The following is a 14,856-nucleotide window of genomic DNA, read 5'->3' on the forward strand; positions in this document are numbered from 1 at the left end:
AAGGCGGCCCGGCGGAGGCCGGTCGCCGGCCAGGAGTGTCGGGGCGCGTGTCCAAGACCGGCGGCGGCCGAACCAGAGGCAGGCAGGCGAAGCGATCGGCGGCCCCGCGGCGACGGCCCGCCTCCACCCATGCTTTCGAACGCCTGCTCGCCGCCCTCGCCCACGAGATCCGCACCCCCCTCACCGGAATCCTGGCGATCAGCGAGCTTTTGGCGATGACGCCGCTCGGCGCCCGCGAGCGCGAATGGGTCGACGCCCTCAAGAGCTCGGCCGAGCACCTCACCGCTCTCACGTCGCTGATCGTCGACGGCGCCCGCGCCGGCGAGACCGGGCTTGTCCTGCGGCACGAGCCCTTCGATCTCGCCCGGATGCTCGCCGATGCGGCCGCCTCGGCGGCCGCCCGCGCCGAGGCGAAAGGGATCGGCTTCTCGGCCGATATCCCGGCCGATCTGCCGGCCGTCATGGGCGATCAGGTGCGGCTGCGGGCGGCGGTCGAGAACCTGCTCGATAATGCGGTGAAGTTCACGACCGTCGGCGGCGTCCGTCTCACGGTCGGCGACGCGGCGGCCGGCGACGGCCACCTCATCTCGATCGACGTCACCGACAGCGGCATCGGCCTCGCCAAGGCGGAGATCCGCCGCCTGTTCCGGCCGTTCGCTCAGGGGAGCGACCGCATCGCCGAGCGTTTCGGCGGCTCCGGACTCGGCCTCGCCTACGTGAAGCGGCTCGCCAATGCCATGGGCGGCGACGTGACGGTGACCAGCGCGCTCGGCCGCGGCAGCACCTTCCATCTCACGGTACGGCTCGCTGCGGCGCCCGATGGCGAGGCAGCCGCGTCGCTCGGCCCGGCCGAGACCCCGGTCGCCGCCGACGGCGGCCCCGACACCCCGGCGCCGCTGCGCATCCTGTGCGTCGAGGACAACCCTTACGGCCGCATCGTGCTGCGCACGGTGCTGCACGAGCTCGGCCACGCCACCGATTTCGTCGATTCGGGCCCCGCGGCCGTGCAGGCGCTCGGCCGCGCCGTCTACGATCTCGTGCTGATGGATGTGGTGCTGAGCGGCATCGACGGCTTCGAGACCACCCGCCGCATCCGGGCCCTGCCGGGCGAGGCCGGCGGCGTGCCGGTGATCGGGCTGTCGGGCCAGGCGACCCGCACCCACGCGGCGCAGGCCGCCGCCGCCGGGATGACCGGCTATCTCCAGAAGCCGGTGAGCCCGCGGGCGCTCGCCCGGGCGCTCGCCGCAGTGCCCCGGCGCGGCTGAGCCGCGTCGGCGCCCATATCGGCACCCACGTCGGTGCCCACGAGGGCGCGCCGGGCGATCACCAGGGCGACCACCAGCGTCGCCGCGAGCCCGAATTGCACCGGGCAGAACGGGTAGGCGAGCAGGAAGGCGCCGGCGGTGAGGAGCGCGGCCGGCTCGTCGGGCAGGACGCCCTCGTCGAGCCCGAGCCGCAGCAGGAACGCCACCGGCACGGCGAGCAGCACCAGGTCGTAGATATAGACATAGGGCGTGGCGAGCAGTGACGCGGTGACGAGCGCCGCCGCCCTGAGCCCGTAGGACGCCCGGCTGCGCCACAGGACGACGACGCCGACCGCGGCCGCCATGGCGACCGCGCCGTGCAGCACGACGGCCAGCGTCTCGCTGCCGCCCAGCGCCCGGACGAGGCCGAAGACGCTTTGCAGCTTCCACCAGTTGCCGAGGCCGAGGGTCAGGAAGGTCTCGCGGGCGACCGGCAGGCCGTGCAGGAAGGCCGCCCACGGCGCCGTCCCGAAAGCGAGCCACGAGACCGCCGCGAGCGCCGCCGCCGTGGCGGCCGCCGCCGCGATCGTCCGCCAATGGCCGCCGGCCACCAGCGCCAGCGGGATCAGCAGGCCGAATTGCGGCTTGTAGGTCAGAAGCCCGAACAGGCAGCCGGCCAGCAGCGGCCGCCGCGGCAGCGCCAGGAGGGCGCTGCCGAACAGCGCCGCGGTGAGAAAGCCGTTCTGAGTCGCGGTCAGGTTCCACAGCGCCGCCGGGACCGCACAGGCGACCAGCACGCCGGCCGCCCCGCCGAGAATGCCGCGGATCGTCAGCACATAGAGCGGCGCCGTGACGGCCAGCCAGGCGAGCATCGCCGGCACCAGCGGCAGCAGCGCGAACGGCGTCGCGACCAGCAGGAGCGGCGGCGGATAGAACAGCGGATAGTGGTCGGGGAAGTCGCGCCCGATCGCCGTCACCACGACCTGCTTGGCGGCCTCCGCGTCCCAGGCGAGCGCCGGGGTGCCGGCGAGGGCCAGGCGGCCGGCCGCCCAGGTGGCGGCGAAGTCGTTGACGATCGGGGCGCCGTCGCGATCGAGAAGCCAGTCGCCGGCCAGCACGGCGCCGGCGATCAGCACCGCATAGCCGAGGGTGAGCGCGAGGCCGACGACGGCGATCAGCCGGCGCGGATCACGCGGGCCGGTGGCAGCCGGAAGGGCGTCGATCGGGGTCATGGCGCGGTCGCGAGCGATCCGCCGCGACGGGGCGGCATCGAAGCCTAGCGACTGCGCGCTTTCAGAACGCTTAAGAGACCGTTTGGACACTCCGACGGGGCGGCGCGGCGAGGCCGCCGCTCAGCCGATGTCGGCGCCGAGCCCCCGCATGGTCTCGACGAAGCCCGGGAAGCTGGTGGCGATGAAGGCCGCGTCGTCGACCGCCACCGGCGCCTCGCTGGCGAGCCCCATCACCAGGGCCGACATGGCGATGCGGTGGTCCATGTGGGTGGCGACGAGGCCGCCGCCGGGCGCCCGCCCGCGGCCCTCGACGATCATGTCGTCGCCTTCGATCGTCACAGAGACGCCGTTCACCCGCAGCAGATCGGCGGTGGCGGCGAGCCGGTCCGACTCCTTCACGCGCAGCTCCTTCAGGCCGCGCATCACCGTGGTGCCGCGCGCGAAGGCGGCGGCGACGGCGAGCACCGGATACTCGTCGATCATGGCCGGCGCCCGCTCGGCCGGCACCTCCACCCCGACGAGATCGGAAGCGCGCACCCGCAGGTCCGCCATCGCCTCGCCGCCGTCGCGGCGGACGGCGACCTCCTCGATCGCGGCGCCCATCTCGCGCAGCGTGGTGAAGAGGCCGGTGCGCAGCGGATTGGTCATCACGTCGGCGAGCACCACGTCGGAGCCCGGCACCAGCAGCGCCGCCACCAGCGGAAAAGCGGCCGACGACGGGTCGGCCGGCACCGTCACCGGCGCCGCCGTCAGCTCCGGCTGGCCCACCAGGGTGATGCGGCGGCCGTGCGGCCCCTGCGGCTCGACCCGGACATCGGCGCCGAAATGGGTCAGCATGGTCTCGGTGTGGTCGCGCGTCGCCTCGCTCTCGATCACGACGGTTTGGCCGGGCGCCGCGAGGCCGGCGAGCAGCACCGCCGACTTGACCTGAGCGGAGGGCACCGGGGTCGCGTACTCGATCGGGATCGGATCGCGGGCGCCGGCGAGCCACACCGGCAGGCGGTCGCCCTCGGCGGCCTGCACGACGGTCGCGCCCATGCGCACCAGCGGCTCCAGGATGCGCCGCATCGGCCGGCGCCGCAGCGAGGCGTCGCCGTCGAAGGTCGCCGTCACCGGACAGCCCGCCACCGCGCCCATGACCAGGCGGCAGCCGGTGCCCGAGTTGCCGAAGTCGAGGGTCTGGTCGGGCGCCTTGAAGCCGCCGACCCCGACCCCGTCGATCACCCAGGCGCCCGGCCCGGTGCGGGCCACGCTGGCGCCGAGACGCCGCATCGCCTCTCCGGTGGCGAGCACGTCCTCGCCCTCCAGGAGCCCGGTGACGGTGGTGCGGCCGACCGCCAGCGCCCCGAGAATCAGCGCCCGGTGCGAGATCGACTTGTCGCCGGGCACGCGGACCCGGCCGACGAGCGGGCGGGCGCCGCGCGCGGTCAGCGGCAAGAGGGTGGCGGCGGTCGACGACATGGCGGAACCCCGTCAGGCGAATGGGTCGGATGCGGCCGGGCTGGCCGCAGGCGGCGCCCTGCTTATCGGGCTTTCCGGCCCCCGCCCACAGGAATCTGGGCGGCGAGGCGCCCCTCCCCCGGTCCGGCGCCGAGCCGCCGGCACGCCACGTCCTCCCCGACCGCACCCGAAGGTCCAGGAGCGCCGCGCGACAGTGAAAACCCCAGTGGAGGGCAAGTCGCCGGCGCTATTGACACCGGCCCATCGAGTCGCCAAGGGGATGGTCCGTTTTTTCCGACGATCGCTCCAAGGATTTCCGACCGTGGCAAAACCCGAGCTCGGTACGAAGCGCCTCTGCGCCGCCTGCGGCGCAAAGTTCTACGACCTCGCCAAAGACCCGATCACCTGCCCGAAATGCGGCAGCATCTACGAGGTCACGCTGCCGACGGCGCCGCGCGGGCGGCCCGATGCCGCAGCGAGCCGGGCGGCCGTGCAGGACGAGCTGCCGGAGTCGAGCGAGGCCGAGTTCGTCTCCCTCGAGGAGGCCGATGCCGAGGCGTCGGGTGGCAAGAAGGCGGCGGTGGGCGAGGACATCGCCGACGTCGAGGACGACGTCGACATCGACGAGAGCCTGGACGACGACGCCTTCATCGACGAGACCGAGGAAGAGGATACCGACGTGTCCGAAATCCTCGGCGGCGACATCGAGGACGAGGAGGAGACTTGAGATCGGTCGCAAAGTGTGGTTCTAGGGCGGCGGCCGATCACGCCGCGCCCTCGGGCCGAGCGGCGATCGACCAAAAAATCGTCGTCCCGGTGACATAATTCGGGATTGCGATCCGGACCGCGACCGGCCATAAGAGGCCCGCGATCCGGGACCGGCGGCCGACAGGCGAGCCGGACCATCGATACGGTGTCCCAAGACCGTGTCGCGCGCGTGGGGCCATAGCTCAGTTGGGAGAGCGCTTGAATGGCATTCAAGAGGTCAGGGGTTCGACTCCCCTTGGCTCCACCAACTCCCCGCTCCCAATGACGACCGCTGTATTGGTCCTGCCGATGGCGTAGCGGGCCGGCCGATGCCGCCCGGAACGACCCGATGCCGGCGGGTCGGCGAACCGCCCTCGATCCCCATGCTGAACGATGTCGCGGGCCCGCCGCAGCACCCGCGGCCTCGGCCCGACCTCCGCACCGCCGAGCGCCTACCCCGAGCACGGCGAGCGCGTCGATTCCATCGGTCGCGGCGGCGTCACTCCTTCCGCGCCACGATGTAGGGCCGGACGTCTCTGCCGCGGCTGGCGTGGCCTTCGGTCGCCGTGATCAGGAAACCGGCCGCCGCGATGGCCCGGTGCAGCTCCTCCGCCCGGAAGACGCCGACATGCGGCGCCTTTCCGATCGCCCGCATCACCGGCAACAGGGCGAGGCGGACGAACGCGTTCATGTCTCCGAGGCAAGGCGTCTTGGAGACGAACAGGCCCCCCGGCGCGAGCAGGTCGTGGATGGAGCGAAGCGTGGCGGGGAGGTCGCGGACCAGATGGAGATAGTTGAACCCCAGCACGACGTCGAATCGGCTGTCCTCCCGGGCGAGCGCCTCCGCAGTCGCGCAGCGGAAAGCGAGCGTCGGAATCGGGGTGGCGGCGCGCTTCTCGTCGGCGATCGCGATCATCCCGGCCGACAGATCGGTCGCCAGATAGCTCCGCACCCCGGCGGCGAGCTTCAACGCCGTCGTGCCGGTTCCGCAGCCGAGCTCCAACACCCGATCGTCCGGCTTCAGCCGGGCGCGGGTCCGGTCCAGCGTGCGGTCGTAACCGGCCTGATCCGAGATCGCGGAGGCGGCATATTTACGTGCTGTCCGATCCCAGAAACGGGCGTCGTCCACTGCGCTCATCGGCGGAGCTCCTTTACGGCATCCCTACCCATTATAGGATTCCGGCGCGCCCGGCCGACCTCGCCGAGGCGGGCCTGATCGGCTCGACCCCGGTGATTTCCGGCCGCAAGCGCCGCGGGGACGACATGGTATGCAAACGCCCGCCTGTCGTCGCCATCGAGGCGCACGGCTTCGCCGGGCCGGATCGCGTGCGATCTCGCCGAAGTGATTCGCGCCCCGCCGTCCCGACGGTCGCGGCCGATTGCGCGGGCCGACCGGCCATGCACAATCGAGCCGTCCTGCCTCACGCATCTCATCACACAACAAAAAAGCGCATCCCTGGGAGAGAAACGCATGTCCCGTCGACTCTCGCATTGCGTCCGAACCACCCGCCTCTCGCCGGCTCGCCGGTCCCCGACCGGCCGGCGGCTGGCGGGCGTGGTCGTGGTCCTCGGCGTCAGCGGGCTCACGGCCCTGGCGGCCCAGGCCCAAACACAGGCCCAAACCCAGGCCCCAACACAGGCTCAGGCCCCGCCCGCTTCCCCGGCCGCTCCGGCGGCTGCCGGGGCGGCGGCAGGCACATCACCGCCAAGCACAACACCGGCGAGCGCGACACCGGCGAGCGCGACACCGGCGAGCGCGGCGTCGGGTGGCCGGATGATCACCCAGGGGCAGGCCAAGCCGACCGTCGAGAACCTCTACAAATGCCCGGTGCAGGTCTCGAACCATCGCGTCAGCGCGATCGGCACCATCACGGCGACGGACGGCACCGTGATCACCATGCCGGCCCCGGTCCAGTATGGGAAAGGCCCGATCGCCGCCGACCTCTACAACGAGTGCAACCAGGTGACGCCGGCCACCGCCAAGGACGTCGACGCCTCCAAGGTGCCGGTGGTCGAGATCGATCCGGACGGCGAGGTGATCACCGGATACATCGTCGCCGACAACTATTTCGAGATGTACGTCAACGGCAAGCTGGTCGGCATCGACCACACGCCCTACACGCCGTTCAATTCCGCCATCGTGAAGTTCAAGGCCAAGAGGCCGTACACGCTGGCGTTCCTGCTGGTGGACTGGGACGAGCAGCTCGGCATCGGCATGGAGCTGTTCCAGGGCAATCCGCGCCATCCCGGCGACGGCGGCCTGATCGCCCGCTTCTCCGACGGCACCGTGACGGACTCCAACTGGAAGGCGCAGACCTTCTATATCGCCCCGCTCAACGCGCCCGACGAGGTGGTGGAGATCGGCAATGTCCACGACACCACTAAGCTTGGCCGCGTGCATCCGGTCGCCAAGAAGCCGCCCTGCGCCGACGCCTGCTACGCGGTCCACTACAAGATGCCCGACAACTGGCAGGGGGCTTCATTCGACGACTCCAAGTGGCCGCGCGCCTACGAGTACACCGACACGGACATCGGCGTGACGGCGCTGCCGGCCTACACCCGCTATCCCGAGCTGTTCGAGGGGGCTCGCTGGATCTGGTCGTCCAACCTCGTCTTCGACAACGTGGTGATCACCCGCCGCACGGTGCGCTGACGCGCCCCCGCTGCGACCGCGGCGCCGCCTGCCGCGGTCCGGCGCCACCGCCTGTCGCCACGGCGGACGCGCGTGGTGCCGGCGCCCGAGAAGGACATGGACAGAATGCAGCCCGAGCACACCCCTGTCGTCGCCATCGAGGAGCACTATTGGGACGCCGAGCTGGTGACCCACTTCACCGGCGGCGAAGCACCACGGCCGGGCCAGCTCGCCGACCGACTGTACGATCTAGGGGCACAGCGGATCGCCGCCATGGACGCGGCCGGCATCGACATCCAGGTGCTGTCGCACGGCTCGCCCTCGACCCAGAAGATCGCCGGCGACGCCGCGGTGCCGCTGGCCCGGCGGGTCAACGATCGCCTGCACGCGGTGATCCAGACGCATCCGGATCGCTTCGCCGCCTTCGCGGCGCTGCCCACCATCGATCCGCCGGCCGCCGCCGACGAGCTGGAGCGCTGCGTCGAGCGCCTCGGCTTCAAGGGCGCCATGCTGCACGGCATGCCGCACGGTGTCTTTCTCGACGACCGCCGGTTCTGGCCGATCTTCGAACGCGCCGCGCGGCTCGGCGTGCCGATCTACCTGCATCCCTCGGTGCCGCATCCGGCGGTGTCGGCGGTCTACTACGACGACTACACAGCCGACTTCCCCATGGTGGCGCGGCCCGCCTGGGGCTACACGGTAGAGACCGCCACCACGGCGATCCGCCTGGTGCTGTCGGGGGTGTTCGACGCCCATCCCGGGCTCCAGCTGGTGCTCGGCCATCTCGGCGAGACGCTGCCGTTCCTGCTGTGGCGGATCGAGCAGGCGCTGACGCGGCCGGGCCAGAAGCGCATCGCGTTCCGCGAGGTGTTCAGCCACAACGTCCATGTCACGACGAGCGGCTTCTTCTCGACGCCGGCGCTGCTGTGCTGCGTGATGGAGCTCGGGATCGACCGCATTCTGTTCGCGGTGGACTGGCCGTTCGTGGACAACGCACCGGCGGTCGAATGGATGGCCGGGGTGCCGCTGTCGGAGGCCGACAAGCTGAAGATTCTCGGCGGCAATGCGCGCCGGCTGCTGCGGCGGTGAGCGTCGAGAGACGAACAAGCGTCCGGCCCGCGCGTCCCGCCGAAACGGGCGCCACTGGCATCGCGCCACCGCGTCTCACATCGCGACGATCACCACGCGCCGACCCAGCGCCCAACGTCGAAGACCGCGGCGGCGATCACCGAGACGGCGAGCCCGCTCCACACCAGTCCGAGGGCGATGTTGCGGTTGACGCGGACGAAGGTGTCTTTCTCGACCAAATGATGGGCCATGGAGCTGACCTCCGAGGCACGAACTGTCCAGCCGAAATAACGATTGGTTTCGCTGATCGTTCCAATGCGAGTCGATTAACGTGCGGTGCCCCACATGACAATCCGCAGTTGCACGCAGGCGGCCCGCGCCGGCAGGCCGGCTCGATACGGGACGAGCAGCCGATTCCGGTGTTGCCGCAGAGCCGGTCAGCCGAGCAGCCGCAGCGTCAGCCGGACGAGGCGCTGCACCAGCGGCGTGTAGGGCGGGAACAGCAGGGGCGTGACCGAGAAGCGATCGCGCAGGATCGCCTTCTCGTGAGAAAACGCGCGGAAGCCATGCTCACCATGCGCGGCGCCTATCCCGGACTGGCCGATGCCGCCGAACGGCAGGCCGACATGCAGGAAATGCGCGAGGGTGAGATTGATCCCGACCGCCCCGGAGCTGGTGCGCGCCGTGATCGCCTCGGCGAAGCTGCGGGAGCGGTCGAAGACATAGAGGGCGAGCGGCTTCGGCCCGGCGTCGATGCGGGCGATCACCTGGTCGAGATCGTCGTATGCGATCACCGGCAGGACCGGCCCGAAGATCTCCTCCTGCGACACCGCCATGTCGAGCGTGGTGCGAGCGATCAGCGTCGGCGCCACATAGCGCGCGACCGGATCGGCCTCGCCCCCGGCCAGCACCTGCGCGCCCGCTGCGGTGGCGCTCTCGATCAGGTCGTGCAGGCGATCCGCATGCCGGCGGCTGACGATGCGGGCATAGTCGGGCGAGTGCCGGCGGGCCGACGGGTCGGCCCCGTAGGCGCGAGCGATCTCCGCCTCCAGCGCCGCCACCAGCCGGTCCGCCACCGAGCGATGAACGAAGACGTGGTCGGGCGCGATGCAGGTCTGGCCCGCATTGGCGAACTTGCCCCAGGCGATCCAGCGCGCCGCCTTGCGCGGGTCGGCGCCCGGCCCGACGATGGCGGGCGACTTGCCGCCGAGCTCCAGCGTCACCGAGGCGAGGGTGCGCGCCGCCGCCGCCATCACGATGCGGCCGACCGCCGGGCTGCCGGTGAAGAAGATGTGGTCGAACGGCAGCGCCAGGAGACGTTCGGCGACCGCCGCATCCCCCTCCACCACGGCGACCAGCCCCGGCGGAAACGTCTCGGCGATCAGCGAGGCGATCAGCGTCGACGTCGCCGGCGCCAGCTCGGACGGCTTGAGCATGACGGCGTTGCCGGCCGCCAGCGCCGAGACCAGCGGGCCGAGCGCGAGGTTCAACGGATAGTTCCAGGGCGCGATGATCAGGCAGACGCCCTTGGGCTCCGGCCGCACCCGCGCCGCGGTGCCGATCAGCCCGAGGGTCGGGCGCACCCGGCGCGGCCGCATCCATCGCCGCAGATGGCGGCGGGCGTGGGCGATCTCCTGGCGCACCGGCAGGATCTCGGTGAGCAGCACCTCGGTGGCGGGCTTGCCGAAATCGGCGGCGAGCGCCGCCACGATGTCGGCCTCGCGCCGCACCAGCGCGTCGCGCAGCCGCTCCAGTGCCACCAGGCGGGCCGCATAGTCGAACGACACCCGCCGCACCGCGACGCCCTGGCGCTGGGCCGCGAACAGCGCCGCGATGCGGTCGCCATCGACGGCGGTTCCCGCGACGGGCGCGTCCGCTGTCGGCATTGTCGTCTGCGTCGTGTGGCTCACCCGCCGCGCCCCTTGAACGTCGCCATCGAGTCGTGAATGCCGAACCAGCGCCCGCAGACGACATCGAACCAGCGCGTCGGCAGCAGGCCCTGAACGAGCGGCACGAGATACAGGAGCCGCGGCATGCGCAGCAAGATGCGGCCGCGCGCGACCGCATCGACGATCATCCGCGCCGCGTAGTCGGGTTTAAGGATCGGCAGCACCGGCGAGCGCACGCCGGCGAACATGCCGGTGTCGATGTAGAACGGCATCACGGTGGTGACCCGCACGCCGGAGCCGGCGCGCTCGAGCTCGATGCGCAGCGACTCCGACCAGCCGACCATGGCGAACTTGCTAGCGCAGTACACCGCCATGCCGGGATTGGCCACCATGCCGGCCGCCGACGCGATGTTGACGACATGGCCGCGGCGGCGTGCCAGCATGCCGGGCAGGAGCGCGCGGGCGAGCCGCATCGGCGCCGTGGCGTTCACCTGCATGGTACGCTCGATATCGGCGTCGGAATGCTCCGCGAAGCTCTTGCCGACGACGATGCCGGCATTGTTGACCAGCACATCGACCGCGAGCCCCTGGCGGTCCATCTCGGCGAGCGCGCGCCGCACCTGCTCGGGGTCGGTGATGTCGACCGCGAAGCCGACAACCGACCGGCCCGGCGCCCGCAGCGCCGCCTCGGCCTCGGCCAGCGCGTCGGCCCGCATGTCCCAGATCACCAAGCGGGCGGCGCCCCGCTCCAGAACCAGCCGCCCCATCAGAAAGCCGATGCCGGACGCCCCGCCCGTGATCAGGACGGTGCCCCCCTCGATGCTGCCCATAGCCCCTCCCCGGCACCGATGCGCGGCCCCACCGACACCCGCACCGCGTGCAAGAGGCGATCCAACAGGAGCGGCCGCCGCCTCATCAACAGGGCACGGCGCCGCACGGCCCACCCGCCGCCGAGGCCGTCGCCCGGACGAGCTGGGGCCGGAGGCGCGCGTCAGCGCCGCAGAGTGCCGGGCTGGGCCGCCGGCTGCGCGGTCGGGGCCGGGCTGCCGAAGAACGGCGTGTAGGTCTGGTAGGTGGTGGCGGCAGGCGCCGGTGCCACTGGCCGTGAGACTGTCCGAACCACCGGACGGCGGGCGGCCGGGCGGCTCGCCCGGGCCTTCTTGCGGGCCGCCGGCTTGGCGGTGCGCTTGGCCTTCTGCGCCGTCGGCTTGGCGGCGGGCCGCTCGGGGCCGAAGACCACCGCCGGCTCCGCCGTGGGCAGGGCCGCGACGACAGCCTCGCCCGGCGCCGCGGCGGCCGCGCCACGCTCCGGATCGGCGGGCACCGGGTCGGCGGGCGTTCGATCGGCGGACACCGGGTCGGCCGGAGCAGGAGCGGCCGCCACGGGCTCCGGGGGCATGGCGGGCGACGGCGCGGGCGGTGCCGCCGGTGCCGCCGCGAGGGCCACGACCGTCCCGGCTCCCTCGTCGCCGCCGGAGCCGGCAGGCCGCGGCGACGGCTCCGGGGTCTCGGGAACGACGGCGCGGATGAGGTCGCCGAGAGGGTCCGCCGAGGCGGGCACGGCGGCAGCCGGGCGGCCACGCTCGTCGGCCGCGACCAGCGGCAAGCTCGGCCCGCCCGCCGGACGGCTGTCGGCCGCGATCTCGGAAGCCATCTCGGGTGCGGTCTCGGGCGCTCTCGGGGCCGCGGCACCGTCTGCCGTGACGGACCGGCCGGCGGCGTCCGCCTGCTGGATGCGGGCTGCGGCTTCGATCTCGGCCCGCTCGGCGCGCGCGACGGCCTCGGCGACGAACCGCTTCTGGGTGTCGTCCAGCGGCACCTGGGCGAGCTGGACCAGGGTGCGGCCGAGCGGCGGCACCTCGCCGATGCGGGTCACCGCCTCGGGCGCCGTGACCAGGCCTCGCGCCGTCACCATGAGGGCGAGAAACACGGCCGCGACCGCGATCACCATGGTCCGGAAGGTTGGGAGCATCTGGAAACCGCCTCGTCCACCCGCGGCGCGCCACCCGCGGCCGCCGGCTCGCGGAGGCGCGGCGTGATTCGGGGTCAGGCTAACAGAGTCGGACCTGTCCGTGAATCGGCGGCCCGCCACCCGTGGCGAGATACCCGCGGGGAGAGGCACTGCGGCGAAGCCGGGCCGGCCGCCGCTCGGCTCCCCGCCGGCCGGGGCGGACGGTCGAGCCGACCGTTGTATGGCTCCGGACCCGCTGCTACGGTCCGCCACCGCGCATCGCCTGGCCGCCGGGCGGGGCCCGTAGCTCAATGGTCAGAGCCGGCGGCTCATAACCGCTTGGTTGCAGGTTCGAGTCCTGCCGGGCCCACCAGCCGACCGAATTATGCCACCTCCCTAAGAGTGCAGCGATGACGCTGTAAAAGTGGGGCGAAGGTGTATCGACCGATTTACTCTATCATTGGTTTGTAATTTCTGCTACCCGAAATCGCGTTTGCTCGAATCGCATCCAATTACGATAGTCAGTGGCACTACTTTTGGTTGTTCCTCAAGATTGATTTCGGTTCCGTGTTCGCGAGTTTGCCTTCGCGGGAGGGGAAAGTGGCCGGACAACTCATCGCAGTCGCCAACATGAAGGGGGGCGTCGGTAAGACGACCACAGTGGTCAGCTTGGCCGAGGGACTGGCGGCCGCCTACAACGCTTCGGTCCTGGTCCTTGACCTCGACCCGCAGTCCAGCGCCTCGATCGCCATCGCTGGTGAAGCCCGATTGGATGCGGGCCCATCTGGTGACGCTGGCAAATGGCACCTCCGAACCAACGGCCAAACCGTCTGCGAAAACCAAAGCTGTGGATAAGAAGCAGGCTGCACCAAAGCCGCGGAAGCAGCCCCCGAAACGCGCTATTTCAGCAAAAGCTTTCGAAGCGGCGTGGGATGGGAAAAACAGAGATGAATAAGGACCGACATTAAGCGTCGAAACGAAGAACATCGGCTGCCCGAGGTCAAGCTTCGACAAGCTGCCGTTTGACCAGCACGTTATCGTACTGCCCCGCCTATGCCTTTCGGTGAAGAAGTTCGTCAAGACGGCATACAGCACGATATATGGCACTTCGCGCAGCGCCATCGCTACCGGTTTCCACCCGATCCAAGGATTCAAGTAGAATCGGCTTGAACCGTTCCACGTCCAGCGTACCAGCCGGAAGTCCCATCACGGCATTGGCAAATGCCTGGTCGGTGGCCCTGTCTACGGGTGGAGTGAACTTTCCACGTGCGATCTCTCGGCACAGTTTGCCAACCTTCCCAACTTGGACCCGCTGGGCACGTTCTGCTCCGATCAGCCGCTGTACAAGAAAGTCGCGCGTCGCAGGATGGCTCGCCACTTCGGAGCGCAAATCCTCAATCAACTCGTCGAGCGGCTTTCCGACCTTCTCGACGTAATACCAGACCGGCAGCCAACGCCGCTGACAGTGCGCTTGCGCGCGAATGTACTCGAGCGGGTGTTCCACCTTCTCCCCACGCAGGAAGTTCCTTACGATGGCATCGGGGGTCACCGACTCTCGGACAACACGGACGCGCTCGCGTTCGGAGACGTCGATCGGCTCCACTTCCCCAATCAATCGCAGCGCCGGCGCACCACGCCGCTCGGTGAAATCCCCCTCTCGCACAAACTGGAGTTCCGGCAGGAGCGACTTGTCGATGATGAATCTGCCGGATTTACCCGCGACTTCACCCATATCGAGGTTGACAGTCGCCTCGACGCCTTCGGCGATACGCGCCATCCGGCGGGAAAATTCAGCCACCGCCTTCTGTTCGCGCTCAGCAATGATGCGCCGTAGTTCCCCAGGACGGATGGCCCGCGTTTCGCCAACGTACCGGTAATAGATCGTTCCCTCCTTCACATCCTGAGCAATGTTCTTGATCGCAATGACAGGCGGCGTCTCCTGTTTCGAGACATGTAGGACCCCAATCTTGCGCCCACCGACCGCGATTACCGATGAACGGACCTTCGGAACCGGATCGAGCGCACCTACAAGAACGCGATTAATCTCGGCCGGGTCGGCTTTCTCGAAACGCTCGTCCGGAAGTCCCTCGACCGCGAGGGTGCCGTTGGCTATGCCGATGAAAATGTAGCCCCGGAATTGTTGGCAAGGCCCGCAATCGACCTCAAGATGTCTGCGAAACGTTGCTCTGGAGCAAGGCAGAATCCGCGCTTGCACTCGAACCGATCGGTCTCGCCGGCTACCAGACGCCAAATGCCGGCCTCCTTCGCAAACAAGGCACCGAGCAAAGCGCGTTCGGCGGCGGAACCGGGCGTATCTGTGGCGTGACGCGGCGCCCATTCGAGAAGAAAGCTCTCGAGCACTTCCGGCGTAGCCTCGGGAACAGCCGCGCCATAGGTGCCGCTCTTTATTTGCGCGATACGACCGGAGCTGATGAGCCTATCAGCGCGGTTGAAATGAAAATGCACAACGTCGTTCTTGAGCCCTCGCTTCAACATCGCCTTGGCGAGGCCGATCCCTTCGTCGGTCATCGTCCGTTGACGTTTCGCCATCGTCCCCCCGGTCGATCAAGCAGAGTATGGCTCGCTCATTGCGGGTACCATCATCCTCGACCACGTCTGCTTACTTGTCGGCTGCACCCTCACGCTACTCGCG

13 protein-coding genes, 2 tRNA genes and 1 pseudogene are annotated in these 14,856 nt (G+C 70.2%); 7 read left to right on the top strand and 9 right to left on the bottom strand.

What is annotated here, in order from left to right; translation table 11 throughout:
* Positions 1–47 precede the first annotated feature (47 nt).
* Positions 48–1,265, top strand: a complete 1,218-nt coding sequence (locus ACFQUV_RS01900) for an ATP-binding protein (protein ID WP_207211481.1) — start codon at positions 48–50, stop codon at positions 1,263–1,265.
* Here the strand turns inward: ACFQUV_RS01900 and ACFQUV_RS01905 are convergent.
* Both ACFQUV_RS01905 and aroA read right to left on the bottom strand, forming a co-directional pair.
* The gene (locus ACFQUV_RS01905; protein ID WP_129609300.1) at positions 1,196–2,476 is read right to left on the bottom strand and encodes a glycosyltransferase family 87 protein; all 1,281 of its coding nucleotides are present in this window, start codon (positions 2,474–2,476) and stop codon (positions 1,196–1,198) included. The genes ACFQUV_RS01900 and ACFQUV_RS01905 overlap by 70 nt on opposite strands.
* Positions 2,477–2,596: 120 nt before the next feature.
* A complete protein-coding gene (gene aroA, locus ACFQUV_RS01910) occupies positions 2,597–3,937 on the bottom strand; it encodes a 3-phosphoshikimate 1-carboxyvinyltransferase (protein ID WP_129609299.1) in 1,341 nt (446 codons plus the stop codon).
* A 301-nt stretch (positions 3,938–4,238) separates the two neighbouring features.
* Between aroA and ACFQUV_RS01915 the strand changes: the two genes are divergently transcribed.
* Positions 4,239–4,643, top strand: a complete 405-nt coding sequence (locus tag ACFQUV_RS01915; protein ID WP_111384675.1) for a TIGR02300 family protein — start codon at positions 4,239–4,241, stop codon at positions 4,641–4,643.
* Between the two features lie 212 nt (positions 4,644–4,855).
* Positions 4,856–4,931: transfer RNA gene (locus tag ACFQUV_RS01920), tRNA-Ala, on the top strand.
* 231 nt (positions 4,932–5,162) lie between these two features.
* On the opposite strand, the gene ACFQUV_RS01925 is transcribed toward ACFQUV_RS01920, so the two are convergent.
* Positions 5,163–5,801 (bottom strand): bifunctional 2-polyprenyl-6-hydroxyphenol methylase/3-demethylubiquinol 3-O-methyltransferase UbiG, encoded by a 639-nt coding sequence (locus ACFQUV_RS01925; protein WP_129609298.1) that lies wholly within the window; start codon positions 5,799–5,801, stop codon positions 5,163–5,165.
* A 636-nt stretch (positions 5,802–6,437) separates the two neighbouring features.
* On the opposite strand from ACFQUV_RS01925, the gene ACFQUV_RS01930 reads away from it, so the two are divergent.
* The gene (locus ACFQUV_RS01930; RefSeq protein WP_129609297.1) at positions 6,438–7,316 is read left to right on the top strand and encodes a hypothetical protein; all 879 of its coding nucleotides are present in this window, start codon (positions 6,438–6,440) and stop codon (positions 7,314–7,316) included.
* Positions 7,317–7,412: 96 nt separating this feature from the next.
* Entirely contained in the window at positions 7,413–8,384 is a 972-nt protein-coding gene (locus ACFQUV_RS01935; protein ID WP_129609296.1) for an amidohydrolase family protein, read from the top strand.
* Positions 8,385–8,473: 89 nt separating this feature from the next.
* Here the strand turns inward: ACFQUV_RS01935 and ACFQUV_RS01940 are convergent, their stop codons facing one another.
* The 4 genes from ACFQUV_RS01940 to ACFQUV_RS01955 all read right to left on the bottom strand — a co-directional run bounded on the left by ACFQUV_RS01940 (position 8,474) and on the right by ACFQUV_RS01955 (position 12,224).
* Positions 8,474–8,614 (bottom strand): hypothetical protein, encoded by a 141-nt coding sequence (locus tag ACFQUV_RS01940; RefSeq protein ID WP_155479543.1) that lies wholly within the window; start codon positions 8,612–8,614, stop codon positions 8,474–8,476.
* A 186-nt stretch (positions 8,615–8,800) separates the two neighbouring features.
* Positions 8,801–10,249: an aldehyde dehydrogenase family protein gene (locus ACFQUV_RS01945; protein ID WP_129609295.1), complete on the bottom strand. Its 1,449-nt coding sequence runs from the start codon at positions 10,247–10,249 to the stop codon at positions 8,801–8,803.
* A 20-nt stretch (positions 10,250–10,269) separates the two neighbouring features.
* Complete coding sequence (locus ACFQUV_RS01950; RefSeq protein WP_129609329.1) at positions 10,270–11,082, bottom strand: SDR family oxidoreductase; 813 nt, start codon at positions 11,080–11,082, stop codon at positions 10,270–10,272.
* Between the two features lie 161 nt (positions 11,083–11,243).
* Positions 11,244–12,224: a hypothetical protein gene (locus tag ACFQUV_RS01955; protein WP_129610424.1), complete on the bottom strand. Its 981-nt coding sequence runs from the start codon at positions 12,222–12,224 to the stop codon at positions 11,244–11,246.
* Between the two features lie 276 nt (positions 12,225–12,500).
* Between ACFQUV_RS01955 and ACFQUV_RS01960 the strand changes: the two genes are divergently transcribed.
* Both ACFQUV_RS01960 and ACFQUV_RS01965 read left to right on the top strand, forming a co-directional pair.
* Positions 12,501–12,576, top strand: a tRNA-Ile gene (locus ACFQUV_RS01960).
* A gap of 227 nt (positions 12,577–12,803) precedes the next feature.
* A pseudogene (locus ACFQUV_RS01965) lies at positions 12,804–12,974 on the top strand (ParA family protein); the annotation flags it as partial.
* Between the two features lie 280 nt (positions 12,975–13,254).
* Here the strand turns inward: ACFQUV_RS01965 and ACFQUV_RS01970 are convergent.
* Positions 13,255–14,418 carry an RNA-binding domain-containing protein gene (locus ACFQUV_RS01970; protein WP_165364060.1) on the bottom strand — a complete coding sequence of 388 codons (1,164 nt, stop codon included), beginning with the start codon at positions 14,416–14,418 and terminating at the stop codon, positions 13,255–13,257.
* The gene (locus tag ACFQUV_RS01975) at positions 14,313–14,732 is read right to left on the bottom strand and encodes a hypothetical protein (RefSeq protein WP_165364058.1); all 420 of its coding nucleotides are present in this window, start codon (positions 14,730–14,732) and stop codon (positions 14,313–14,315) included. The genes ACFQUV_RS01970 and ACFQUV_RS01975 overlap by 106 nt, the downstream gene beginning before the upstream one ends.
* Positions 14,733–14,856: the final 124 nt, after the last annotated feature.

Origin of the sequence: Rhodoplanes sp. P11 (assembly GCF_964266735.1) — a bacterium.
Lineage (GTDB): Bacteria > Pseudomonadota > Alphaproteobacteria > Rhizobiales > Xanthobacteraceae > Rhodoplanes > Rhodoplanes serenus.